This is a genomic window from Pseudidiomarina sp. PP-1MA (genome assembly GCF_041200125.1).
GTDB classification, from domain to species: domain Bacteria; phylum Pseudomonadota; class Gammaproteobacteria; order Enterobacterales; family Alteromonadaceae; genus Pseudidiomarina; species Pseudidiomarina fusca.
Genome location: NZ_CP165718.1, coordinates 59,869 through 83,595 on the forward strand (window position 1 = coordinate 59,869; position 23,727 = coordinate 83,595).

The following is a 23,727-nucleotide window of genomic DNA, read 5'->3' on the forward strand; positions in this document are numbered from 1 at the left end:
AGCCAACTTCATTTACCTTAAGTTAATTCTCCATGGGGTTAACGCGATGTTGGCGTATGATTATCGCGTTTTAATGAAACTTCCTTTGTAATTTGGCGCGAAACCACGTAGATTACGCGCCTAATTTTTGTTCGGGTGTACAATCGTGATCTCTGCTGCAAACATCACCATGCAATTTGGTGCAAAACCTCTTTTTGAAAACATTTCTGTTAAGTTCGGTGAAGGTAATCGCTACGGCTTGATTGGCGCTAACGGCTGCGGTAAATCTACCTTTATGCGCATTCTTAGTGGTGAGCAAGAGCCGTCTGCGGGTAACGTGTCCATAGAACCGAACTTACGCGTAGGTAAGTTACGCCAAGATCAGTTTGCCTACGAACAATACACGGTTATTGATACGGTGATTATGGGTCATGCCGAGCTTTGGCAAATCAAGGCTGAACGCGACCGCATTTATAGCTTACCGGAAATGAGCGAAGATGACGGCATGCGGGTAGCCGACTTAGAAACCGAGTTCGCCGAACTTGATGGCTATACCGCTGAATCAAGAGCAGGTGAGTTGTTGCTAGGAGTAGGGATACCACTTGAAGCGCATTATGGCTTAATGAGTGACATAGCTCCGGGCCTAAAGCTGCGGGTGTTATTGGCGCAGGTGCTGTTTTCTGACCCTGATATTATGTTGTTAGACGAACCGACCAACAACTTAGACATTAACACCATTCGCTGGCTAGAAACGGTACTGAATGACCGCCAAGCTACCATGATCATCATCTCGCACGACCGTCATTTTTTGAATAGTGTTTGTACTCATATGGCGGACATTGATTACGGCGAATTGCGTGTGTATCCAGGTAATTACGACCAGTATATGTTTGCGGCCACCCAAGCGCGTGAGCAGCTGCTGAACGAAAATGCTAAAAAGAAAGAGAAGATCGCAGAACTACAACAGTTTGTGAGTCGTTTTTCAGCAAATGCTTCTAAGGCAAAACAAGCAACCTCTCGAGCTAAACAAATTGAGAAGATTCAGTTAGCAGAAGTGAAAGCTTCAAGCCGAATCAGTCCGTATATTAGGTTCGAGCAAGAGAAGAAGCTGTACCGATTAGCCCTTGAAATAGAAGGCTTAAGTAAGTCCTTTGACGAGTTGCAGGTGCTTAAAAATCTCACCGCCATGATCGAAGTGGGTGAGAAGGTCGCAATTCTGGGTGCAAACGGTATCGGTAAAACGACGTTATTGAAGTGCTTAGTGGGGCAACATACGCCCGATAGCGGCATCATCAAATGGTCTGAAAATGTCAATATTGGTTACTATGCCCAAGACCATGCCGATTGGTTTAAAGATAAAATTACCGTGTTTGAATGGATGAGCCAATGGATGCAGCCGCACCATGATGAGCAAGCTGTACGCAGTGTGTTGGGGCGGATGCTGTTCTCTCAGGACGATATTAAAAAGCCGGTGACCATTTTATCGGGTGGTGAAAAGGGGCGTATGATCTTCGGTAAATTGATGATGCAGCGGCCTAACATTTTGATCATGGATGAACCTACCAACCACTTAGATATGGAGTCTATCGAGGCATTAAACTTGGCCTTAGAACATTACGATGGTACGTTGATTTTTGTTAGCCATGACCGCGAATTCGTGTCATCGTTAGCATCTCGCATTATTGAATTAACCGACCAAGGCATGCGTGATTTCTCTGGTACTTACGATGATTACCTCCGCCAACAAATGCAGCAGGGCTAAGCTTCAGCCACCACAACTATTAGCTGTATACAGCACGGACCTAGCTGCCGTGCTGCGCGCTGACCATCAACTACATGGGCTATCTGTGAGTGAGCAGCAGCAGGCCGCTCAGTACGCGGCGCCAAAACGTCAGCAACAATTTCTGGCTGGGCGTGCGCTCATTCGTGCTGCGGTAACACAGCTCAAGCCTCAAGTGTCTAATCAGGATATTGTGATTGTACGTGCGAGTAATGGCGCGCCAGAACTCATGGTGCAAGGCCAGCGTTGGCACTGCTCCATTAGTCACACTGAGGGTGCGGCCTTGGTTGGCGTCAGTGCTAGCCATGCCATGGGGGTGGATATTGAACGCAGCCGAGCGCCTAAACAGCTACCGTTATTATTGAAACGTTTTGCGGATGGCTTTTTGGCCGGGTTATCAGCTACCGTCAGTACCTCTGAATTTAGTCGGCGTTGGACCTTAGCTGAAGCCGTGACTAAATATCAGCAAGGGTTACTCATGCGTACCTTGCAGCAGCCTTTTGACGTTTATCAAGCAGCTGCTACTTGGCACCAGGTAGCAGTTTTTCAGTTGGCTATTTATCATCCTGAATTACCCGCTGAAAAACTGCGACTGGTAGATTTCAACCAGCTTACTGAGTAGCCTTGGGTTGCTCTAATTTTTGATAATACTCAGCATATTTGGGATGGTAAGGACCTGGTGGTAATCCCGTTTCTGCGCCATAAAAGACTTGACCGTTGGCAGTTCGGGTTAATGGCAGGTAGTTAGGAGCAGCACGTTCGATAGCTGCAGTGATAGCCATCGCCACTAAATCCGCCAATGGATTACCTGAGCTATTTTGTTGCTGCGGTGCATAAACCAACTCTTTGCGTGCTTGCCATAATAATTGCCCTTGAGCATTAACTAAACGATACTCAAAGTCGATTTTTGTATGTGTCGCAAGCACCATGTATTGGGCTGTCCATTCGTGAATGGTGACATACAAAATCGCATCAGCGCCAAACAACGCAGCTAAATTATCAGCTGGCGCTGCATGCACTTCAGCCGCTTCATAATAGCCTTCCGCTTCAAGTAACATTTTTACGGTATTGACCGGATAAGTGTAATAGCCTTTCTCGGCGAGCATAAAGGGTAAGGTTGCTAACACCGAGGTTGGTGCCTGCACATCAATGGTGTTGTTATTTACTGGCACCACTAAAATCGATTGCAGTTTAGCCTGATGCAATGGCTCGAGGTGCGTGGTATCTGGAGCACTCGCACAAGCCCCCAACACAAGGACAGTAACAAGCATGCTAACACGTTGGAGTAATGTCATGATTATTGTCCTTGTTGAGTTTGCAGGTTACGAATCAGGGCGGCCATAAACAGCTGACTCTCAGGCCACGTGTCATGTTCTAGTTGATAAAACTTAATCGCCTCAGCTCGTTTACCTTGCTCCAGTAAAAAGGTACCAGCTTCAGCAAACAGGCCAGGAGCAACAGGCTTTGGCTTTTGCTGGGCCGTTTCAATAAATTCTAAGTAATCAATCAGAATCTCTTCTTTAACTTCAGGTTCATGATAATAAACAAAAAGCGCTTCTTCGTAATTGCCCCATTGGTAAAGATTATTATTGGTGACACAGGCAGATGCCAGTAGGCTGCCTAAAACAACCAAAAGCAGTTTTAATTTCATGTATGCCAGTTCTCGTTAGGTACTATTCGTTGATGGTTATGGTGCTTTGCGTTGCTTCACTAAAGTAACGTGATTCTTGGTAGACCACTTGCTCCCCTTGGCGCACAATAATCAAATGCTGCCCAGGCACCAATTGAACTGCCCGCTCTGGATAGGTGTATTGGGCAAGGTCACCATAGCTGACGCCGTCAACAACCAATTCTAAGCCCGCAGCATCTGCAACTTTAAAGCTTACCTGCGGAGCCGTATCGGCAATGGTGGTGGTACGAGTCGGTTGTTTGGCACAACCAACAGCTAAGGTTAACGCCAACAGGGTTGCGGTTAGGGCTAAGCTGAGATTCTTCATTATTGTTGCTCTCTTACTTCGAGGGTTGAAAGTTCCAGATCCGTAATGCTGCCTGAGGTAATAGTACCTGCTGCGCCTTGGTCTAAATCTGTGCTGCCAAACAAACTTTGAATGGTAAGTTCAGCCACTTTTTTACCTGGTAACGTGATATTGCCACCGGTAGTGGGTGAGCGCACTACCTTACCTTTGGTTAGCACATCAAACACCATACCCGGCTTAACCCCTTGTTTTTCGCCGCCGCTAATAAACACCAGTTGGTCTTCGCTCGCCAATACATCAGCAGACCATGGTTTGGCTAGAATCAATTCCAGCATTTTCTCTACCGCAGCATTAACGGCAGCACCAATAGCTCGGTCATTTAAGCTGCCATCGTAGCCAGCAACCGAGCCAAAACCCATGGTGCGAGATTGCTCTAAGGCTGAGTTTCCGCTTCCTGATACCGAGGCAATCACTTGGCCCGTATTGGTGTCGACCAAACGTAAGTCTACGGTAGCAGTCGCTTCCTGCTTCGAACTACTCGATAAAAAGCCGCGTTCACCGGTAGTTGAGCGACCAAATTCGGTGAGTGAGCCGATAACTAAGGTATCTACGCCCACTAAGTTATTAGCTTGCCCAGTAAGTTGCTGTTCTGCTGTTACCGCATTGAGATCGGGGCGTTCAAACACTAAAAATCGATTGGTATTGGCGATGGCCTGAGTAAACATATCGGATATTTTTTGGTCATGCTGACCACTACTGGCTTCGCGCAGAAGGCTGCGTCCGTAGTTAGTTTCATTGGTTAATCTACCTACCGCCAGTTTCCGCTTAAGGCCCAACTCAATCGGCTGTTCAGCCTGTTGCTGCGCCTGTGCCGCCAGCTGTTGTTGCTGATTGACTGGCGGTTTGGTTGGTGTGGGTTGCGGCGCTTGGCTAGCGCAGCCAGCTAGGGCTAAAGCCGCCATAGCTGGTACTAAAAGATGTGCTTTGTTCATGGAGGACCTTGTTGATTATTGTTCTACAAACGTCCTTAGAATATCACACGGGCTAACAATAACGCATGGATTAAACAACAAAATTGTAAACAGGTGTCACCATCTGGTTAGGCTGGCGCTGAATCTTTCATTGCTAATACAAAGGCTTTGAGTTAATGGAACATATGTTAGAGCAAAGTGGTCTAAGCACAAGCGAACAGTTTCGATAAAATAGATGGCACTAATCGATTTACAAAACTGGCCATTTTCGAATGGATTGACTATATTTTAGAAAGTTACGAAATAGAGCCGGTTGCATAGATGTTTGTTATTCTGGTCGACACCTCAAGCAGTTGGCTGCCACAACCTAAACAAGCAAAGTGAACTAGGAGAATATGATGGGATTACGTATTGGCGATATCGCCCCAAATTTTGAAATTGAAACCACTCAAGGCAAGATTAACTTCCATGATTGGTCGCAAGGTTCTTGGGTATTTTTCTTCAGCCACCCAGCTGATTACACTCCAGTTTGTACTACTGAAATGGGTCGCACGGCACAGTTAGCTGGCGAGTTTGCTCAGCGTAACGTCAAACCTTTAGGTTTATCGACTGATACCGTAGAAGAGCATTTAGGCTGGATTAAAGACGTTAACGAAACTCAGAATACCACTTTGGAATTTCCTATCGTTGCAGATAAAGATAAGAAAATCGCTGAGTTGTACGACATGATTCACCCAGGTGAGAGCGAAACTGCAGCGGTACGTTCAGTGTTTATCATTGACCCGAACCATAAAATTCGCTTAACCATGACTTACCCAATGAGCGTTGGCCGTAACTTCACCGAAATTCTTCGTGTGATTGATGCCTTACAAACCGGTGATCAATTTGGCGTGGCTTGCCCAGCTGATTGGCAAGTAGGCGGTGATGTTATCATTCCACCAAGTGTATCGATGGAAGATGCCGAGAAGAAGTTCCCGCAAGGGTTTAAAACAGTGAAGCCTTACTTACGTTTTACCAGCGTTAACAAGTAAGTGCCTATCTCAGTGAAAAAGCAGCTCAATCGAGCTGCTTTTTTGTCACTACAGTAAAACTCATCAAAGGCGCAGCGGTTGTATTGCGCCCCAACAAATGCAGCATATCAGCCTCAATATTGAAACTTTGCACTTGGTTTAAAGCTTCTAAAAATGCTTGCTCCGCTTCCATTTGATCTGGAGCGCACATCATTTTGGTAACTGCTATCGGGCTAAAGCTAAGTTCACTGCCGTTTTTTCCAACAGTATAGGTACCATGGAAACGATTACAGCCGGTCGACCCAAACACTTCTGTTTTCTGATTAAACTCAATGGTCGGTGGCTGTTCTAATGAGCTCCCTTGTAGCTGCCATGCTTGCTGCAGGTTGGCGCTGCTTGGCTCTGCGCAGGCGCTGACGAGTAACGTGGCGCATATAATTAAGCCTAGACGGCTGATAACGGATTTGACGGACTGCATAGCGGACCTCATAGGTGACAAAAGAATTAGCACAACAAGAAGATCTAGTATAGCCAAACACCCCCTCTTTTTATGTAGCAAAATAAGTCAGTTTGGCAAGCTTTACGTAAAGGATTCTGCATTCATCTCTTTTTTAGGCATGTATATCGCTTGCCACGGGATGATTGGCTGGAGAAATTTAGCGGCTGTGTTAGCTTAGAAGCTATCTACTATAACTATCAACAAGGTAAAGGCTATGATCAAAGGTTTTCCCTTATCGGCTTGTGCAAGCGTTTTAGCCGCAGGCGTACTCGCACTTTCCGCTCCGATGGCAGCAGCTAATCCGGTTAAAATTAACTACCAACAACCAGCCCAAGACATCATTGATATTGTTGATGCAGCGCCATCACCTGGGGCTAGCTTAAGCCCAGATGGCTCCTTACTGTTGGTAACCGGCTATCCTGCCTTACCCGATATTTATGATATGGCTGCAGACCAATTGAAGTTGGCTGGTCGTCGTATTAATCCGGCCAACTACACGGTCAGCCAAGCGCGATATATCAGTGAGTTAAAGCTGGTTGATGTAGCTACCGGTAACAATCAATCCATTCAAGGGCTGCCTGCTGATCTGAAGGCGTTAGCAGTAAGCTGGGCGCCCAATGGCCGCTACATAGCTTTGGCACAGCAGACAGAAAAGCACGTGGAGTTATGGCTGGTGGATGTTGCCAAGGCCAAAGCAAAACGCTGGTCAAAAACCGCACTTAATGCGGTATGGGGCGCGCGCTTAGCGTGGTTGCACGATAGCTCCGGTGTGTACAGTTACACGGTGGTTGACGGATTAACCAAACCTGCTGCAAAAGTTGTCCCTACCGGGCCGGTGATCACTGAAAGCAAAGGCCGTACAGCACCTGGGCGCACCTACCAAGATTTGTTGCAAAACAAACATGATGAAGACTTGTTTGACTATTATTTTACGAGCCAAATCAAGCTGTTTAGTGTGAAAGGTAAAGAGCGTGTCATCGGTGAACCTGCGGTTTACAATGGCCTGAGTGTGGCTCCAAGTGATGACTATCTTTTGGTAAGCCAGCTTAAGCGTCCTTATTCTTACGCAGTACCTCATTATCGTTTTCCTGAAACTACGGAAGTCTGGTCACCTACGGGTAAGTTAGTTTATCAAGTGGTAGAGCAGGGGTTAGCTGATAACTTACCGATTGCGTTCGATGCCGTAGTGCAGGGACGTCGCTCGATTAGTTGGCGTAATGATGCGGATGCCACTCTAGTTTGGGCTGAAGCCGCAGACCAAGGTGACCCGGCAGTTGCTACTGAAGTGCGCGACCAAGTGTTCCAGTTAGCTGCTCCATTTAAGGGCCAGCCGCAAAAATTAGCCGATTTGAGTAAGCGTTTCAGCGGCTTGCTTGCTGCAGATAATGAGCATCTTCTCATTTGGGAGCGCTGGTGGGCAGACCGTGACGAGAAACTTTGGTTGGTGGATGCATCAGGTAAGCGCAGCACCGAGCTGGTATGGGAGCGTTCATGGGAAGACCGCTATAACGATCCAGGCGCTCCGTTCACCGTACAAACCGATGAGGGGCGAACGCTGTTGTACCTGAAGGACGGTAACTTGTTACTGCGTGGTAGTGGAGCATCGGATGAAGGTGATCGGCCTTTCATCGACAGCTATAACCTGATGGATAAGAGCAGTGAGCGCTTATGGCGCAGTGAGGCGCCTTATTATGAAGCCCCTCGAGAACTGATTGATGCAGAAGCCATGACCTTCTTAACACAGCGAGAAGGGGTGAACGATCCTGCCGATTTCTTTATTCGAGATATTGATGATAATAAGCTCACGGCGCTAACTGAAACGCCGCATCCGATGCCGCATACTTTAGGCATTACCCGCGAGCAAATTACCTATACGCGTGACGATGGTTTACCGATGTCGGCTGAACTGTATTTACCGGCTGGCTACGATAAAGATCGTGATGGCCCGCTACCAACCATTGTTTGGGCCTACCCGCGTGAATACAAGAGCTCAGCAGCAGCAGCACAAATTTCAGGATCACCTTATGAGTTTGTTCGCATTAGCTATTGGTCTCCTCAGTACTTGGCAACCCAAGGTTATGCCGTACTAGATGCTGCGACTATGCCTATAGTGGGTGAGGGCGATGCCCAACCAAATGATACCTTTATTGAGCAGTTGGTAATGAACGGTAAAGCCGCGATTGATGCTGGTGCCAAACTAGGTGTGACTGACCCAGAGCGAGTCGCATTAGGTGGCCACTCTTACGGTGCATTTATGACTGCTAACATGCTTGCGCATAGTGATCTGTTTAAGACAGGTATTGCTCGCAGCGGCGCTTATAACCGTAGCCTGACACCCTTTGGCTTTCAGCGCGAAGAGCGTACCGTGTGGGATGATGCTGACTTATACATTCGCATGTCACCGTTTTTTCATGCCGATAAAATTAACGAACCTCTGTTAATGATTCATGGTATTAACGACAACAACTCAGGTACCTTCCCGATGCAGTCGGAGCGTCTGTATCAAGCCATCAAGGGACTTGGTGGCACCGCACGATTGGTGATGTTACCTCATGAATCACATGGCTACCGAGCTCGCGAGTCAGTATTACACATGCTATGGGAGCAAACTCGTTGGTTAGATGAACACCTTAAGGGTGAGTAGAACCCAAACCAAAAGCCCAGCAATCGTGCTGGGCTTTTTTATTTGCGCTTGCTTGTCACAATATCACTAACGTTTATTGCTTCACTAACCGTAAGTTATGAAAATCAAAGCTGAAATCAGTAAAATCAGCAACCGCTTCTAAGCGCGCGCCAGTAACCTGTTGCTCCCGGTTCACACTAAAATCAATAAAGGCATCGGCTTCTAGCAAGGGTTCATGCCAACGAATCACAAAAGTATCACCGCTATAATGTTCTAGCTGGCCCTGCAACATGGGGGTGTGCGCAAAACTAATGGCTAATTGATCGTCGTTAACACTAATGTTGACGTCACCGTACCAAGCATCCCGATAAGTGCCACTATACGAGGCTAGGTCTAAGGCCGCACGTGTCGTACTCGGTGCCGGCAAGGTGAATTCGGCTTTAGCTTGGATCATATCGTCGTATTTAGCTTGTTCGCTAGCCACCCAGTCTTTATCGGGTAAATCGAGAACGAGCTCCAGTGCTTCTTCAGTGACGGCTGTTAAAGCGCCGAAGGCTTGCTGATTACTGATAACAGTGATAGCAAAATCATGTTCAGGAATAAGAGTGGTTAGTGAGAGCATGCCCAAAATACCACCACTGTGAGATACATGCTTCACCCCGTGGTAATTTTTGACAAACCAACCGAGTCCGTAGCCACGAAAGTGGGTGCCCTGAGCAGCAGCTGCTGGTGGTACCCCAAGAGGTGTAGTTACTTGCCACATTGCCTGTACATTGCGCTCACTTATTAGCTGTTCGCCGGCAGGGCTCACGCCATGATTGAGAAGGGTTAGCAGCCATTGCGCAAAGTCCTCAGCATTGCTGGCAATCGCACCGGCAGCACCAAAGTCTTCTAAATAATCTAGCGCAAAGCGATGGAGCTGCCCTTGTGCTTCAATCGTTCCCACCGCGAAGTTCGTGTTATTGGCTGGAATCGTTGAAAACCCAACGTGAGTGTTATTCATGTTGAGGGGCTTGAAGAATGTTTCTGCAAGATAATCGGCGTAACTCATCCCGCTAACACGAGCTATAACTTCGCCGGCAACAATAAACATCAGGTTGTTGTAGTCAAAGCGTTCACGTAAGCCGTGGGCGATAGGGACATGAGCCAATCCCGCTAATAGATCGGCCGTGGTTTTATCAGTATTCGGCCAAATCATCAAATCTCCAGCACCTAAACCTAAGCCGGTGCGATGGCTCAGCAAATCACGCAGTGTTAACTGCGCACTTAAGTGAGCATCTGCTAACTTGAATTCGGGAAGATGTTTTATTACTGGGTCATCCCAACTTACTTTGCCTTGGTCGACTAGGGTTGCCAGAGCCGCAGCGGTAAAGGCTTTAGTGTGTGAGGCAACCCCAAACAAGGTCTCTTTGGTAACAGGCAGTTGAGATTCTAGGTCGCGAATACCAAAACCCTCAGCTAGCACTACTTTGCCTTGATGCACTGCGACTACCGCCATACCAGGTACGTTAAACGCAGGTAAGCTAGCGGCAGCGGTTGCTCTAATATGTTCGGCTAAAGCTGGCTTTTCTGCCTCAACAGCGGTGTTCGCAAGTGTATCGGTAGCTTGGGCATAACTGCTCAGGCTCGGCATCATGAGGAGTGCCAACGCTAAAACCGTTGGCTTCAGTTGTTGGGATAGTTTAACAACAGACGTTTGCTTCATTAAAATCATCCTATCTCATTATCAAAAAAGTTTATTATCAGCCAAAGCTGTTTTTACCAACCCCAGCCATTACCATCCAAGAATGCGTGGCCAAACCTCGTGCGCTTGTGTTTCAGTGATGACATGATAGTGGGTATGCATGGCAGCTGTGGCACAGGCATGGTTAGGCAAAATACGCAGCAACTGACCTATGTCAAATTGCTCACAACGGATAGCCGCTGGCAGTGCAATCACCCCATGCTCTTGATTAACTCCATTAACCACAATGGATTGATCCGTAGCTAAGGGCTGGCCTGCAATATCACAAACTACGCCATAAGCCGGCTGCTGTGAGTTACGAGTTGCCCCTAGATCGCGCGAGAGCGCCATCCATCCAGCATCGATTAAAAGCCAGTTTTTTTCATGATTGTAACCAATAACTGCAGTAACAACGCTCATCGCTATGTCGTCTAGCGCACATACTCCAAGTTGCTGCATCACTAAGTCAAAGGTGGTGTATACCCCTGCGCGAACCTCAGTGATACCAGTGAGGTCGTCAACGAAATGTGCGGTAGGAGTAGAGCCTACACTCAACATGAGTGGTTCGATACCAACTGCAGCAAGTTTAGTAGCAGCTGTGCGTACTGCTTGGCATTCAGCTTCAGCAACCTGTTTAATGGCGCTAACCGAATCAGTGTCGTAGGAGCCGCCTGCGTGGGTCATAAGCCCAGTGATTGCTGGGCCATGTCGATTAACCGGATAGGCAACTAGGTAGTTTGCCAAGGCGATGAGCACCGGATCTTCCGGGCTCAAACCACCGCGGTGGTCATCGCAGTCAATTTCAATAAAGACGGAAAAATCAACTTGATGCTGCTGTGAGTAGTGATACACCGCAGTTGCTTGTGCTAGGGTATCTAACAGAATATGTACCTTAGCACCCTGCTGAATTAAGTTGGCAATTCGGGTTAATTTGAGCGGAGTAATACCAACCGCATAGAGGACATCTGTATATCCGGCATGAACAAAGGCTTCTGCTTCAGCTAAAGTCGATACCGTGATAGGAGCCTGTGGGTTAGCGACCACTCGCTCAGCTGCGGGCAACGACCTTAGTGTCTTTAAATGTGGCCGCAATGCGCAACCTAACGCTGCCATACGCTGCTGCAAGCGCCGCACATTACGGTTTAACTTGCGCTCATCTATAAGCAACAATGGCGTGGTAAGTTGGGTTAACCAAGCGTCACTGGCAGTCATGAATTTTCTCCTTTGGATTCGATTTGTCAGACTAACCATTCTGCTGCAACTAATAAACCTAGTCTTGTCGCATGAATTAGACGATTTACCCGAACCGAGTTAAGTAATAAGCTGCACTGAGTAGAATGACAATCATGTCTATCTTAAGAGGATGTATCATGAAGTGGTTAAAAAGTCTTGCGCTGATGAGTGCAATGGTTATAAGCGTGGTAGCTCAGGCCAGTCCTGCTGCCATCAAACATCAGTTTACTGAGCAAACCAAGGCTGATGCCAAAGTGTCAGTGTTACTGGTTGGCGCCAATCAAACGGCACAAGTGACAGGTTGGAGTGCGGATACGCAAGCCATGGTCAGTGCTGCATTAGCAGCTAAAGATTTTACCGGAGCCCCACAGCAAATCGTTGAGATACTTGCACCGGTTGGTTTAGCCAGCGAGCGTTTACTAGTTGCTGGAGTGGGTGATAGCGAGAGCTTTAACCGCGTTGCCGCCGAGAAGCTTGGAGCCGCCTTATGGAGCTATTTACCTGAAACCGCTGATGCAAAGCATGCCGTGAGCGTGGATGCTCGGTTGCTCAACAATGCCAACTTAGTTGCCGCGATCGCACATGGCATGGATCTGCGAGATTACCGTTTTGATCGCTATAAAAGCGATCCTGCAAAAACCGAAGTTAGACACGTGCAATGGGCGGTAAACCAAGCCTCGTCCGTAGCAGACCATTATGCTGACTACGCGGCTATCGCTGCCGGCGTATTCATGGCTCGTGACATCATCAACTTGCCTGGTGGAGACGGTTATCCACAGGCCATTGCAGAGATGGTGGAAAAAGCGGTGAAGCCGTTAGGTATTAAGGTGACGGTGCTTAACCCTCGTCAAGTTGAACGGGCCGGTATGGGAGCTCTTTACGGCGTAAGCAAAGGTAGTGAGCATAAGGCTTATCTGCTGGCTCTACAATGGCAGGGTAGCAAAGATGCACCTATTGCCTTGGTGGGTAAAGGCAATACGTTTGATACGGGTGGCTATAACTTAAAAACGTCATCAGCATCTATTTTACGGATGCAAACCGATAAAGCCGGCGGCGGTGCGGTGATTGGTGCGGTGATGGCTTTAGCGGGCCAGAAAGCTCCAGTAAACGTTGTAGCAGTGGTGCCGTTATCGCATAACTTAATCTCAGGATCAGCGCTGTTACCGGGTGATGTGGTTACCGCAGGTGATGGTACTCGGATTGAAGTTGCTAACACCGATGCCGAAGGTCGACTTATTTTGGCTGATGGTATCTGGTATGCGCGTGATAAGTTCAAACCTCGCGTCATTGCGGATATTGCTACTTTAACCGGCTCGAAAGTGGGCGCTTTAGGCACAGCTTATTCAGCTGTATTTACGGATCAAGACGATGTTTTGCGTAGTATGCAACAAGCCGGTGAAGCAACCGCAGAACTGGTCTGGCAATTACCTTTGGGGCCATACCCAGGGATTATCAAAAGTAACCTAGCTGATATTGCCAACGTGGGTTCACCGGGTGCACAGGCGGGTGCGGTATTTTTACAACACTTTGCTAAAGATACCCCATTCATTCATATCGACATGGCGGGAAATGCGTATAGCACGAGTGCGAATGGCATCCACCCTGCTGGCGGGAATGGTTACGGCGTGCGCCTACTGACCGAGTGGGTAAAAATCTACGCCGATATAGCTGAATAATCTGAAAGCCACTACTGAAAGGTAGTGGCTTTTTTATCGTCCTGTTAAACCAAGACGCTGTTAAATATCTTGCGTAAACTATTTTTGCGCAGCTAGATAGCTATCAATCACGTCTGTGATAGTCGTATCGGTAGGTGTTACCTTGCTCACAAAGCTTGATACTTGGCTTCCATCAGCGGCCACGATGTACTTATGAAAATTCCATTGTGGGCTTTGCTGTGCGGCAGCGCTTAAGGCTTGAAACACCGGGTTAGCATCACTACCGCGTACCGGTGTTGTGGCCATCATTGGGAAAGTAACACCAAAATTCACAAAACAGACATCGGCAGTTTCAGCCTCGTCATTATGCTCTTGCATAAAGCTATCTGACGGAAAGCCAAGGATCACGAAATCTTCGTCTTTATAGCGCTGATATAGGGCTTCAAGACCTTCAAACTGGCCGGTGTAACCGCACTTGCTGGCGGTGTTAACCACCATCACCACTTTATCTTTCGTTAACTCACACAAGTCGTGAGAGTTCTTAGTATGCAAGCCGCGCAGCTGATGGTTAAACACAACTAAGCAGCCGTCACTTCCCGTACTAAACTGGTCGCTTGCTTGAGCACTAGGAATGATGTGTTTGGCTGGCTCGCCCGGTAGCGCAAATAACACCACGGCACCCACGACAGCTCCTGCAATGGCAAGAGATACCCCTTTTACTGCTGTTTTAAGACGAATTGCCATAACCTGTAACTCCAAACCTCGGACAATAATGAAAAGGAAAGTTTAGCTGACTTTTCTATGAGTCTAGATGAAATTAAGCGTTGTCACCTATAAAAGATCACTTTTAATGACTTTAGAAACATTTGCACACAGTTTAATCAGCTTTATTGATAGCAGCATTGCAGCAATATGGAATAATTGTACTTTACTGATGACAACCCATCATTCTTATAAAAATAAGTTGCTCACCAAAGCAAGGACCTGTTACATGCAAATTAAAGTGGAACAAGTGGTTAAAGACTATGCAACCGTGCGAGCGGTTGATGCAGTCAGCTTAACCGCGGTTGGAGGCGAAATTCTCGCGTTACTTGGGCCCAACGGGGCCGGCAAATCATCTTTAGTACGAATGATGGTGGGATTAACCCGGCCAGATAGTGGTAGCATTCACTACTTCAGCGATGCTAATCGCGGGCAAGCAGCTCAATTACAAACCAGCGATTTTGGCTATCTACCAGAGGATCGAGGGCTGTATCAAGATCGCACCTTGCTTGATAACTTGCGGTATATAGCAAGCTTACGCGGGCTTCCTAAAGCTACCGCAGCAGCAAACATTGATCACTGGTTAGCAAGATTTAGTTTAACTGAGCGGGCCAAAGAGCCCATGCGTCAATTATCGAAGGGCAATCAGCAGAAGGTACAATTAATCGCTACCTTGTTGCATCACCCCAAATTGGTTGTACTGGATGAGCCCTTTTCGGGTTTGGATCCGGTTAACCAAGAATTTGTGTTAACCGTATTAGACGAACTCAAACGGCAGGGCTGTACTGTGATTCTTAGCGCGCACCAAATGGCTTTGGTAGAGCGCATGGCCGATAAATTAGTCCTGATGAACAAAGGCCGAGTGATCGCTCAAGGCAGCTTGGCAGAAGTGCGTAAGCAATTACAGCAGCAGCATAGTCTAGAGGTCGCATTTACCCAGCCGGTCGCTATCCCTCAATTACAAGCTATGGTAGGTGTGACCCAAGTAACTCAAGTGGATGAATACAGCTATCGTTTGGTTTGTACTGAGCAGTTGGTTGCCGCAGACTTATTGCAGCAACTACAACAGCTGGCGCCAGTAAAACAATTTAGTCCGCAGCAACAAAACCTTCACGAACTTTATCTTCAGGCGGTGCAAGCATGAATCGATGGCAACATATCTTACGCATTGGCGGATTTGAATTTCGGCGCTTCTTTAAATGGAAGCAAGAGGTTTTTTCATTAGTATTGATGGGAGTGCTGTTTGCTATTTCAATAGGTTGGGGACAACTTAAAGTTGCCTTAGAAGAGACCCATCAAGTTGCAGTCGTGGCGCCTCTGACCATGCCAGAACTAGAGAACATTACTTGGGTGCCGGCCTCGAACACCAGTCAAGCTATGACAGAGCTGGGAACAACTTATGCTGGGGTACTGACAATAACCGCTGATGCCGAGCAAGGTTACCTCGCTGAGTTGGCAGTATTAAGTAACGCTGGTTGGCAAGACCGTATGAGTCAGGCCATAAGTAGTTATTTGCAACAGCAGAAGCTCAACGACCTCGCTTTGAATGAGGAGCAGATCGCCTTTTTAAATCAACCGCCAAGTTTTGTGGTGGCAGTGCAAAACCAAGATCGGGCGCGAAGCTCTGCCAATAAAGCCTTACCCACGCTAATTTTGGTAAGCATCATGGTTGCTGTATTTGGTAGTTTTGGTCTGATGATGACGGCCATTACGCAAGAAAAACAACAGCGTGTTACTGAACAGTTGCTCACCTTAATTACCCCGAGCCAATGGATGGATGGCAAGATTCTTGGCATTACGCTGCACTGTTTGAAAAGCATGGCGACAATTTTGATCTTGATTGTGTTGGTGGTGTTAGTCATGAGTGTGGTGGCTGGTGATGCGATGACGTATCCAGAAGTGAGCTGGCAGTTGTTTGTCGCTACGACGTTATTTGCTCTACTAGGCTTAGCTATGATTAATGCGATGATGGCAGGTTTTGCCGCTACTATTGACGATCCTAATCATTCAGGGCGTAGCGCCATGATGCTGATTCCTGCGTTGTTCGTTGGTGCGGGCTTTGGTGTGATGGATACCCCGCAAGGGTTATTGGCACAAATCTTAAGTTGGTTTCCGTTAACGAGCTTTGCGGTGATGCCTATTCGTGTCGCTGATGGCGGTGTTGCTTGGTGGGAATGGAGCGGTAGTTTAGTGGTGTTGTTCTTAACCACCTATATTATTCGTTCAGCAGCCGTAAGATTATTTACGTTAGGCATTACCATGTACGGCAAAGAACCATCGTGGCGATCCATGGGTCGAGCGCTTATCGGCCGCTGATCTTAAACCGCCGTTGCAGGGTATATTGAAGCTACCGCAAACATCGCAACCGGTATAAGGTAGTTATTGGTTATGTTACACATGGATTTTTCGCAACGTGTGGTGATTGATACCCATGCACAGGCTTGGCAACCTAGTCCAGCCGCAGGGGTGGAACGGAAATTACTAGAACGCGAAGAAGCTGAACGAGGGCGAGCCAGCAGCATTGTAAGATATGCTGCTGGGGCGCGTTTCAATACTCATCAACACCCATTAGGTGAAGAAATTCTAGTGCTTGAGGGTGTCTTCTCAGATGAAAACGGAGATTACCCAGCTGGCACCTACATTCGTAATCCGCCAGGGTCCGCTCATGCACCCTACAGCGAGCAGGGCTGTACTTTATTGGTAAAACTCCATCAATTTGATCCTGCCGATCTTGCCTCCGTGCGAATTCAAACCCAAACTGGGCAATGGTTGCCAGGGCAAGGCGGCTTACAGGTGATGCCACTACATAGTTTTGCCACGCAGCACACAGCTTTAGTCAAATGGCCAGCGGGTGAGGTGTTTAAACCTCATCGTCACTTTGGTGGTGAAGAAATTTTCGTATTAACCGGAGAGTTTATGGATGAACATGGGCGCTATCCAGCGGGCTGCTGGCTGCGTAGCCCGCACATGAGCCAACACACGCCTTTTGTTGAGCAAGAAACCATCATCTTAGTTAAAACGGGCCATTTACCCTTAGCTGATTAGTCAGCAAAAGTTACAGCAATGAGGTTGTTAGAATGAATCAGTGGGATGAACGTTACAGTAAAGAAGATTATCACTACGGTACCGAACCGAATGACTTTTTACGAGACCATGCCGCAAGCCTGTTGAAGCATGGTAAACAGCCAGCTAACATCCTTTGCTTAGCTGATGGTGAGGGGCGTAACAGTGTCTATTTAGCTAAGTTAGGTGCCCATGTAACGGCTTTAGATATTTCACAAGTTGGTTTGCAGAAAGCGCAGCGCTTGGCGCAAGCTGAGCAGGTTGTGATTACCACCGAGTGGGCTGATTTGAGCCAAACCGAGCTTCCAGAACAGGCATATGATGGCGTTGTTATGATTTTTTGTCATTTACCCAGTGCCCATCGCCCTTTCTTGTATGAGCAGATAGTAAAAACGCTTAAGCCCGGCGGCTGGTTTCTGGCTGAATGTTACACTCCGGCTCAACTAGGGCGAGGTACTGGTGGTCCACCAAGCGCAGACCTTATGCTAACAGCAGCCGAGTTTAATGAGGCTTTTCAAAGCTTTGAGGTTACCCATAGCCAGGAGCTAGTACGTTCGCTACATGAAGGAACTGGCCATACAGGTGCTGGTGCGGTGTGTCAGTTTATTGCTTTTAAACCTGCTTAACATAAGGCAATAAAAGCGCTTATATTGGGCTGGTAACAGGCGTATAATTTATGCACTTGTTCCTAGCCTTATTAGCTCTCATGGATACCCAGCATATTATTATCGTCGGTGGTGGTGCCGGCGGCCTCGAGTTAGCCACCAAACTTGGCAAGAAGTACCGTAACAATAAGAAGATTTCGGTCACTTTAATCGACCGCAATCTAACCCATGTCTGGAAACCTCTGCTTCATGAAGTAGCAGCGGGCGCGCTTGATGCAGACATTGATGGTGTCGATTATCGGGTTCAGGCAGCTCACGCTGGTTTTAACTTCTTACCAGGTGAATTGAATGATATCGATACAACCGCACGTTTAATTAAACTCGCTGCTATTACTGATGATCAAGGACAGCAAATCGTTGCTGCCCGTGAGCTGCCATATAGCACACTGGTATTAGCCATTGGCTCCGTCACCAATGATTTCGGTACCAGAGGTGCCGGTCAGCATTGTTACTTCCTAGATAGTGTCAAACAAGCGGTGCGTTTTCACCATCGCCTTATGAATAAATTCTTATCGCTGCAAGCTGAGCGCTATCCACGGCCCCTAAAAGTAGCCATCGTGGGCGGTGGAGCGACCGGAGTCGAGCTTTCTGCTGAGCTATTTAAATCAGCAGAACTGATTAGGTCGTATGGGTTTGCTGACTTTGAGTTGAATAAACTGCAAATCACCTTGGTTGAAGCCGGGCCACGTATTTTACCCGCGCTACCGGAGCGTATTGCTGCAGCTGCGCAACAAGAGCTAGAAAAATTAGGCGTACGTATTTGTGATAATACGCAAGTGGTTGAAGTAACAGACCAAGGCTTGGTCACTAAATCAGGCGAACTCATCGAAGCTAGTATTAAAGTATGGGCTGCTGGTGTAAAGGCCCCCGATTTTCTTGCCAAATTACCAGGTTTTGAAACCAATCGAGCCAATCAGATCGTGGTGAAGCCTACCTTGCAAGCCAGCACCAATGACGATGTTTTTGTGATAGGTGATTGTGCAGCATTTACCCAAGCTGATGGGTCTAGGGTTCCACCACGAGCTCAGTCTGCTCATCAGATGGCAGCCACCGCCTATGCTAATATTGTTGCTAAGCAAAAGCATAAACCCTTGCGTACTTTTGTTTACAAAGATCATGGTTCATTGGTGTCGCTATCAAGCTACACGGCAGTTGGTAGTCTGATGGGGAACTTAACCAAGGGTGCCATGAAAGTTGAGGGTTGGTTGGCACGTATCATGTACAAGAGTTTGTATCGTATGCATCAAGTGGCGGTACATGGCTATTTTAAAACCTTCTTGTTTATGCTGATCAAGGGCTTAAGCCGACGGTTGCGACCACGCTTGAAGCTACATTAATCAGGGTTGAGTGCTTGCTACTCAGCTAGTACAGGTTAAACTGGCAATCTCGCTCATAAAACTCTATGTTTAAACATAAAGTTATCGACAAGAGATTGCCAATGCCCGCGAACCAGATACTGTCACGTTACTGCGTTACTCAACATGTCCAGCAGGTAAACCCTAATGACTCGGTACCCACCAGGGTGCTCTTCGGGCATGGCTTTGGTTGCGATCAACTTATTTGGACCCCACTGCTGGCCGAATTACCTTCAACAATAGCCCCCGTTACCTTTGATTTTTGCGGCTGCGGTCGTTCTGACTTTAGTTATTATGATGCTGAAACCTATTCAAGTTTCACTGGCTATATCAATGATCTTATTGCAGTCGTTGAAGCGCTTGAGTGTGGTCCGGTACATTACGTTGGACATTCCGTTGGTGGCATGATCGGCATGCTTGCGTCCATCCAGCGACCTGATTTATTTCGCCAGATCATTGCGATAGGGCCTTCTCCGCGCTATTTGGATAGTGATAATTATCAGGGCGGCTTCAAGTTAGATGAGATTAACGAGCTATTGAGTTTAATGGAGCGTAATCATTTTGAATGGGCTGGTTATTTGGCGCCGATTGTGATGAAAAATAGTCACCGACCAGAACTGAGTGAGCAATTGCGACAGAGTTTTGCTAATGCCGATCCGACAATCTCAAGACGCTTTGCTGAATTGATTTTTCTGAGTGACAATCGTTCACTGCTACCACAAATTACCGTGCCCGTGAGTATCTTATATTGCGACGTTGATGTGATTGTACCTACTGCAGTAATTGATTATATGGCAGCTAAAATTCCCCATTGCCAAACAGCCAACATAGGCTGCAGTGGTCATTATCCCCATGTTAGCTCACCGCATTTAGTACGTGATAAAATCACTGAGTGCCTCGTAAGATGACGACTACTAAGTTTGATTTCTTTAATCCACAACAGGTTCCGATAGGATTATTGGCAATTAACGGTGCGCGTCAAATCGTTGATATTAACCAGACATTATTAGAGTTGCTGGCCTATCAAGAAGACGAACTCGTGGGACAGTCGATTGATAGGTTGTTCTCGGGTGCTGGCAAATTGTTCTTTTTGACGCATGTTTTTCCGCTAATGCAGCATCAAGGTACCGTAGAAGAGATGTACCTGCGCCTGAAGGATAAGCAGAATAATGAATTGCCAGTATTGATGAATGCCGTCAAATTGCCCGAAGCGAACAATGGCTTTGTCATGGTGTTACTGCCCATTCTCCGGCGTTTTATCTTTGAAGACCAGCTAGTAGCAGCAAAAAAAGACGCTGAGCGTGCGCTACGTGAGAAGCAACTGGTGGTGGCAGAATTAGAGCGTGCGCGGTCTGAACTAGAACACAAACATCAGCAATTAACTGAACTAAATAAACAGTTAGAACGTTTAGCAACCACAGACTCATTAACCCAACTGGCAAATCGACGCACCTTTGAGCAACAATTAGAGATTGAGCTGGAAAAAGTCAAACGTGGTTCCGCTAGCGCCGCTTTGCTGGTGATGGATATCGATCATTTTAAATCGATAAACGATAATTTTGGGCATGCTGAAGGCGATGCTGTGTTACGGCGGATGGGACAAGTCTTAGCCGAGCAGACGCGCGCTATTGATACGGTTGCCCGCATCGGTGGTGAAGAGTTCGCATTGATTGTGAGCGGGGCTAGTTTGGCTGAAGCTAAACAAGCAGCACAGCGCATTCGCGAACTGGTTGAACAGACGCATTGGGCTCATGGTCGGGTAACCATGAGTATTGGGGTGACCAATATGGTTGCAGAGGATGATTTAGTTGCGGTCTTGCAACGTGCTGATCGAGCTCTTTATGAGGCGAAGCACAAGGGCCGTAACCGCGTTGAGGTTTCTGCTGATTATTAAGAACTAGAATATTGATAACAACGCCATAGAGGTGCATGTGCGAACAGCGTATTAGAAGTGGCCAGTAAGCGTTAGTACGATGCTTGTAGCAGTTCGGCTAGCCTCGGGTGTTGGTATTTACGAGTTAGCGTCACCGCGTAAAAGTTTTCAAAAGCATTGGGCAGGTCAAAACGTTTAACTAAGAGTCCGCTTTGCAACTCATCGCGCACAACTACTGCAGGCATGACAGCGAGGGCGCCACTGTCGCGAGCGAGTAACCGCAACATGGCCATGTCGTCAGCTTCCGCGATAATTTCGGGGCGCAATTGATGCTGGGTGCAGAAAAACTCAAATGCGGCACGCAGGGGCGATGCTGCACCTGGTACCACCCAACGCTGTTGTTGATAACTAGCGTCTACTTCCGCTGGCAAATGGGCAAGGCGACTCGGCGCAATAACGCTTAGGGCTTGGCGCGCTAACAGCTGAGATTGCCACCCCACATCATCACCACTAGCAAGCTCTCGGTTAGTAAGAATCACGTCAAGTTGATGGTGTGCCAATAACTGTTCTAGCTCGGACTGCGGTCGCGCAATGAGCTGAAAGTGAACATCTAAGCCTTGGGTTAAAGGCTTGATAAAAGCATCGACAAAGTTGCGTGACATACTGGATAGCACCCCAATCTTTAAACTAGGCACGGTAGGCGTCCCTTGGCTGAGTAATTGTTGCAACTCTTCGCCACGCTGATAAATATCCTCAGCATAATTCAGCACCGTACGGCCTAATTCGGTAAGCACCAGAGAACGACCGACACGATTGAACAGAGGTTGGCCAATGGTGTGTTCTAACTGACTGATTTGAGTAGATAAAGCCGATTGAGATAGTGCCAGTTGTGAAGCGGTTGCGGTGAGGTTGCCCTGCTTAGCTACCCGCCAAAAATAGTAAAGGTGATGGTAGTTAAGTCGTGCCATGGGAGTTATTCCTGAGTTTGTCTTAAAGAAAGAGTCACGATAAACCTATTGTTCTATTTTAGCGAACGAATAAATAAAATATATGTATTTTTATAATGTATTTGAATCACGCACAATGCCGCCACTTGCACTAATCTCAACATCAATGGATCACTTTTGGAGGCCATATGCGCTGGCGCATTAGTACCGTTACGATTGCTCTGCTATGTGGTTGCTTTCTGATCAGCAGTTTGCTTATAGGTAGCACGGGTTGGACAGAGGTTAAAGCCTTTGGTTTTGCGTTAACAACCCTGAGCACTGGATTTGCCGCAATGATCTGCTTTATCGGTTGGGTTGTGTTGCGTTTCGCCGCGGTTCAAGTGCGTGGTGAGCAAGAAGAACACCGGTTTCATCGCTGGTTGGTGTTGGTGTTGGTATCCATTCTGACCACGGCATTAGCGGATCATTATCTGTTATTTTGGTTGGCTTGGGTGACCGTGAGCTTAAGTTTGCACCAGCTCCTGTTATTTTATCCTCAGCGGCCCCGAGCACAACTAGCAGCCCATAAAAAATTTATCTTTGCGCGTATCGCAGAGCTATTGCTGGGGGCGGCGCTCATTTGGCTGTGGTATCACACGGGTACCACTCATATCAGTCAACTAACCGAGCAAGGCTCCTTAGTGAATCAACAGGTACCTGCGGTGCTACTGGTACTGGTTGCCTTACTTAAATGCGCGCAACTTCCTGTACATGGTTGGTTATTGCAGGTGGTTGAAGCTCCAACGGCAGTCTCAGCCTTACTGCATGCGGGCATTATTAATCTAGGCGGATTCTTGTTGCTACAATTTGCACCAGTACTTAGCGATGCTCCTCTAGCGCGGTGGTTATTGGCTCTAGTTGCTGGATTGAGCATGTTAGTTGCAGCGGTAGTCACCATGACCCGGATTAGCATCAAAGTACGCTTGGCTTGGTCTACTGTGGCGCAAATGGCGCTGATGTTAGTTGAAATTAGCTTAGGTTACTACACCTTGGCTGCCCTGCATTTACTGGCACATTCTTGCTATAAAGCTTATGCCTTTTTAAGTTCAGGTAGTGCAGTGGAGTTGCGTGAGCGGCAGCGCTTTGTAGGGCTAGCGTTACCGCCGTTTAGCGCCGTTATTGTTACGTTAGTCAGTATTTGCAGCTTAGTACTGATCACAGTTATTGAGTTGGATTTGCTTACGTATGTCGCGCCTTGGTTGGCGGTGAGTTTAGCGCTGAGCTTATGGCTAGCGAGCTATTTTGAACGCTTTGCGTGGGCTGAGTTCATACCAGCAATGGCTATCGCCATGATTTGGCTGAGTTGCTATGGCGCAGCGCTGTGGTTATTAAAGCTGCATCTAGAGTTTGTTGAGGCTCCGCTTGTCGTTGGGCTTGATCTGTGGGTATCTAGTGTCTTAATCGCTATTACGGGAGTTTACCTATGGTTGTTGTACCGACCCCAAGCAGCCCATAGCAGTAAACTTTTTATCATGTTGAATGCAGGCTTGTACCTGGATGAATGGGCTACTCGGCTCACCTTAACGCTTTGGCCTTTACGGGTATCTTCTGCAACTACCGGAGTACCCCGTTAG

At 47.4% G+C, this 23,727-nt stretch carries 22 protein-coding genes; 13 read left to right on the forward strand and 9 right to left on the reverse strand.

What is annotated here, in order from left to right; all coding sequences use genetic code 11:
- Positions 1-145 precede the first annotated feature (145 nt).
- Both AB8S08_RS00285 and AB8S08_RS00290 read left to right on the forward strand, forming a co-directional pair.
- Entirely contained in the window at positions 146-1,741 is a 1,596-nt protein-coding gene (locus AB8S08_RS00285; protein ID WP_369743002.1) for an ABC-F family ATPase, read from the forward strand.
- A 49-nt stretch (positions 1,742-1,790) separates the two neighbouring features.
- Positions 1,791-2,381: a 4'-phosphopantetheinyl transferase superfamily protein gene (locus tag AB8S08_RS00290; RefSeq protein WP_369743003.1), complete on the forward strand. Its 591-nt coding sequence runs from the start codon at positions 1,791-1,793 to the stop codon at positions 2,379-2,381.
- Here AB8S08_RS00290 and AB8S08_RS00295 read toward each other — a convergent pair.
- The 4 genes from AB8S08_RS00295 to AB8S08_RS00310 are packed head-to-tail and all read right to left on the reverse strand — an operon-like array spanning position 2,371 to position 4,727.
- On the reverse strand, positions 2,371-3,054 hold the full coding sequence (locus tag AB8S08_RS00295) for a GNA1162 family protein (RefSeq protein WP_313932738.1): 684 nt from the start codon (positions 3,052-3,054) through the stop codon (positions 2,371-2,373). The genes AB8S08_RS00290 and AB8S08_RS00295 overlap by 11 nt on opposite strands.
- A gap of 2 nt (positions 3,055-3,056) precedes the next feature.
- Positions 3,057-3,410, reverse strand: coding sequence for a DUF4810 domain-containing protein (locus tag AB8S08_RS00300; protein ID WP_110075659.1), 354 nt, complete (start codon positions 3,408-3,410; stop codon positions 3,057-3,059).
- A gap of 22 nt (positions 3,411-3,432) precedes the next feature.
- Entirely contained in the window at positions 3,433-3,756 is a 324-nt protein-coding gene (locus tag AB8S08_RS00305) for a hypothetical protein (protein WP_110075658.1), read from the reverse strand.
- Entirely contained in the window at positions 3,756-4,727 is a 972-nt protein-coding gene (locus tag AB8S08_RS00310) for a CsgG/HfaB family protein (protein ID WP_369743004.1), read from the reverse strand. Before AB8S08_RS00310 ends, AB8S08_RS00305 begins: the two co-directional genes overlap by 1 nt.
- Before the next feature lie 377 nt (positions 4,728-5,104).
- Between AB8S08_RS00310 and AB8S08_RS00315 the strand changes: the two genes are divergently transcribed.
- Positions 5,105-5,737 carry a peroxiredoxin gene (locus AB8S08_RS00315; protein ID WP_313932781.1) on the forward strand — a complete coding sequence of 211 codons (633 nt, stop codon included), beginning with the start codon at positions 5,105-5,107 and terminating at the stop codon, positions 5,735-5,737.
- 25 nt (positions 5,738-5,762) lie between these two features.
- Here the strand turns inward: AB8S08_RS00315 and AB8S08_RS00320 are convergent, their stop codons facing one another.
- A complete protein-coding gene (locus tag AB8S08_RS00320) occupies positions 5,763-6,194 on the reverse strand; it encodes an META domain-containing protein (protein ID WP_369743005.1) in 432 nt (143 codons plus the stop codon).
- Between the two features lie 235 nt (positions 6,195-6,429).
- Here AB8S08_RS00320 and AB8S08_RS00325 point away from each other — a divergent pair, with 235 nt between their 5' ends.
- On the forward strand, positions 6,430-8,859 hold the full coding sequence (locus AB8S08_RS00325; protein WP_313932733.1) for a prolyl oligopeptidase family serine peptidase: 2,430 nt from the start codon (positions 6,430-6,432) through the stop codon (positions 8,857-8,859).
- 73 nt (positions 8,860-8,932) lie between these two features.
- Here AB8S08_RS00325 and AB8S08_RS00330 read toward each other — a convergent pair whose 3' ends face one another.
- The gene (locus AB8S08_RS00330; RefSeq protein ID WP_369744206.1) at positions 8,933-10,474 is read right to left on the reverse strand and encodes a serine hydrolase; all 1,542 of its coding nucleotides are present in this window, start codon (positions 10,472-10,474) and stop codon (positions 8,933-8,935) included.
- Positions 10,475-10,612: 138 nt separating this feature from the next.
- Positions 10,613-11,773 carry an alanine racemase gene (locus AB8S08_RS00335; protein ID WP_369743006.1) on the reverse strand — a complete coding sequence of 387 codons (1,161 nt, stop codon included), beginning with the start codon at positions 11,771-11,773 and terminating at the stop codon, positions 10,613-10,615.
- Between the two features lie 158 nt (positions 11,774-11,931).
- Here AB8S08_RS00335 and AB8S08_RS00340 point away from each other — a divergent pair, with 158 nt between their 5' ends.
- Positions 11,932-13,470 (forward strand): M17 family metallopeptidase, encoded by a 1,539-nt coding sequence (locus AB8S08_RS00340; RefSeq protein ID WP_369743007.1) that lies wholly within the window; start codon positions 11,932-11,934, stop codon positions 13,468-13,470.
- Between the two features lie 78 nt (positions 13,471-13,548).
- On the opposite strand, the gene AB8S08_RS00345 is transcribed toward AB8S08_RS00340, so the two are convergent.
- Positions 13,549-14,193, reverse strand: coding sequence for a glutathione peroxidase (locus tag AB8S08_RS00345; protein WP_369743008.1), 645 nt, complete (start codon positions 14,191-14,193; stop codon positions 13,549-13,551).
- Positions 14,194-14,440: 247 nt separating this feature from the next.
- Between AB8S08_RS00345 and AB8S08_RS00350 the strand changes: the two genes are divergently transcribed.
- From AB8S08_RS00350 to AB8S08_RS00380, 7 genes are all read left to right on the forward strand, one after another.
- Positions 14,441-15,355: an ABC transporter ATP-binding protein gene (locus AB8S08_RS00350; RefSeq protein ID WP_369743009.1), complete on the forward strand. Its 915-nt coding sequence runs from the start codon at positions 14,441-14,443 to the stop codon at positions 15,353-15,355.
- Entirely contained in the window at positions 15,352-16,527 is a 1,176-nt protein-coding gene (locus AB8S08_RS00355; RefSeq protein ID WP_110075646.1) for an ABC transporter permease, read from the forward strand. The genes AB8S08_RS00350 and AB8S08_RS00355 overlap by 4 nt, the downstream gene beginning before the upstream one ends.
- 72 nt (positions 16,528-16,599) lie before the next feature.
- On the forward strand, positions 16,600-17,256 hold the full coding sequence (locus tag AB8S08_RS00360; protein WP_369743010.1) for a cupin domain-containing protein: 657 nt from the start codon (positions 16,600-16,602) through the stop codon (positions 17,254-17,256).
- A gap of 32 nt (positions 17,257-17,288) precedes the next feature.
- Positions 17,289-17,900 carry a class I SAM-dependent methyltransferase gene (locus AB8S08_RS00365; protein WP_369743011.1) on the forward strand — a complete coding sequence of 204 codons (612 nt, stop codon included), beginning with the start codon at positions 17,289-17,291 and terminating at the stop codon, positions 17,898-17,900.
- 50 nt (positions 17,901-17,950) lie between these two features.
- Entirely contained in the window at positions 17,951-19,276 is a 1,326-nt protein-coding gene (locus AB8S08_RS00370) for an NAD(P)/FAD-dependent oxidoreductase (RefSeq protein ID WP_369743012.1), read from the forward strand.
- Between the two features lie 101 nt (positions 19,277-19,377).
- Positions 19,378-20,202: an alpha/beta fold hydrolase gene (locus tag AB8S08_RS00375; RefSeq protein ID WP_369743013.1), complete on the forward strand. Its 825-nt coding sequence runs from the start codon at positions 19,378-19,380 to the stop codon at positions 20,200-20,202.
- Positions 20,199-21,188 carry a diguanylate cyclase gene (locus AB8S08_RS00380; RefSeq protein WP_369743014.1) on the forward strand — a complete coding sequence of 330 codons (990 nt, stop codon included), beginning with the start codon at positions 20,199-20,201 and terminating at the stop codon, positions 21,186-21,188. Before AB8S08_RS00375 ends, AB8S08_RS00380 begins: the two co-directional genes overlap by 4 nt.
- Before the next feature lie 71 nt (positions 21,189-21,259).
- Here the strand turns inward: AB8S08_RS00380 and AB8S08_RS00385 are convergent, their stop codons facing one another.
- Entirely contained in the window at positions 21,260-22,135 is an 876-nt protein-coding gene (locus AB8S08_RS00385) for a LysR family transcriptional regulator (RefSeq protein WP_369743015.1), read from the reverse strand.
- Positions 22,136-22,302: 167 nt separating this feature from the next.
- On the opposite strand from AB8S08_RS00385, the gene AB8S08_RS00390 reads away from it, so the two are divergent.
- Positions 22,303-23,727, forward strand: coding sequence for an NADH-quinone oxidoreductase subunit L (locus AB8S08_RS00390; protein ID WP_369743016.1), 1,425 nt, complete (start codon positions 22,303-22,305; stop codon positions 23,725-23,727).

Bases quoted from the DNA above. Each gene is read 5' to 3' on its own strand.
- AB8S08_RS00295 (WP_313932738.1), bottom strand. From the start codon at position 3,054: ATGACATTACTCCAACGTGTTAGCATGCTTGTTACTGTCCTTGTGTTG.
- AB8S08_RS00300 (WP_110075659.1), bottom strand. From the start codon at position 3,410: ATGAAATTAAAACTGCTTTTGGTTGTTTTAGGCAGCCTACTGGCATCT.
- AB8S08_RS00305 (WP_110075658.1), bottom strand. From the start codon at position 3,756: ATGAAGAATCTCAGCTTAGCCCTAACCGCAACCCTGTTGGCGTTAACC.
- AB8S08_RS00310 (WP_369743004.1), bottom strand. From the start codon at position 4,727: ATGAACAAAGCACATCTTTTAGTACCAGCTATGGCGGCTTTAGCCCTA.
- AB8S08_RS00315 (WP_313932781.1), top strand. From the start codon at position 5,105: ATGGGATTACGTATTGGCGATATCGCCCCAAATTTTGAAATTGAAACC.
- AB8S08_RS00320 (WP_369743005.1), bottom strand. From the start codon at position 6,194: ATGCAGTCCGTCAAATCCGTTATCAGCCGTCTAGGCTTAATTATATGC.
- AB8S08_RS00325 (WP_313932733.1), top strand. From the start codon at position 6,430: ATGATCAAAGGTTTTCCCTTATCGGCTTGTGCAAGCGTTTTAGCCGCA.
- AB8S08_RS00330 (WP_369744206.1), bottom strand. From the start codon at position 10,474: ATGATGCCGAGCCTGAGCAGTTATGCCCAAGCTACCGATACACTTGCG.
- AB8S08_RS00335 (WP_369743006.1), bottom strand. From the start codon at position 11,773: ATGACTGCCAGTGACGCTTGGTTAACCCAACTTACCACGCCATTGTTG.
- AB8S08_RS00340 (WP_369743007.1), top strand. From the start codon at position 11,932: ATGAAGTGGTTAAAAAGTCTTGCGCTGATGAGTGCAATGGTTATAAGC.
- AB8S08_RS00345 (WP_369743008.1), bottom strand. From the start codon at position 14,193: ATGGCAATTCGTCTTAAAACAGCAGTAAAAGGGGTATCTCTTGCCATT.
- AB8S08_RS00350 (WP_369743009.1), top strand. From the start codon at position 14,441: ATGCAAATTAAAGTGGAACAAGTGGTTAAAGACTATGCAACCGTGCGA.
- AB8S08_RS00355 (WP_110075646.1), top strand. From the start codon at position 15,352: ATGAATCGATGGCAACATATCTTACGCATTGGCGGATTTGAATTTCGG.
- AB8S08_RS00360 (WP_369743010.1), top strand. From the start codon at position 16,600: ATGTTACACATGGATTTTTCGCAACGTGTGGTGATTGATACCCATGCA.
- AB8S08_RS00365 (WP_369743011.1), top strand. From the start codon at position 17,289: ATGAATCAGTGGGATGAACGTTACAGTAAAGAAGATTATCACTACGGT.
- AB8S08_RS00370 (WP_369743012.1), top strand. From the start codon at position 17,951: ATGCACTTGTTCCTAGCCTTATTAGCTCTCATGGATACCCAGCATATT.
- AB8S08_RS00375 (WP_369743013.1), top strand. From the start codon at position 19,378: ATGCCCGCGAACCAGATACTGTCACGTTACTGCGTTACTCAACATGTC.
- AB8S08_RS00380 (WP_369743014.1), top strand. From the start codon at position 20,199: ATGACGACTACTAAGTTTGATTTCTTTAATCCACAACAGGTTCCGATA.
- AB8S08_RS00385 (WP_369743015.1), bottom strand. From the start codon at position 22,135: ATGGCACGACTTAACTACCATCACCTTTACTATTTTTGGCGGGTAGCT.
- AB8S08_RS00390 (WP_369743016.1), top strand. From the start codon at position 22,303: ATGCGCTGGCGCATTAGTACCGTTACGATTGCTCTGCTATGTGGTTGC.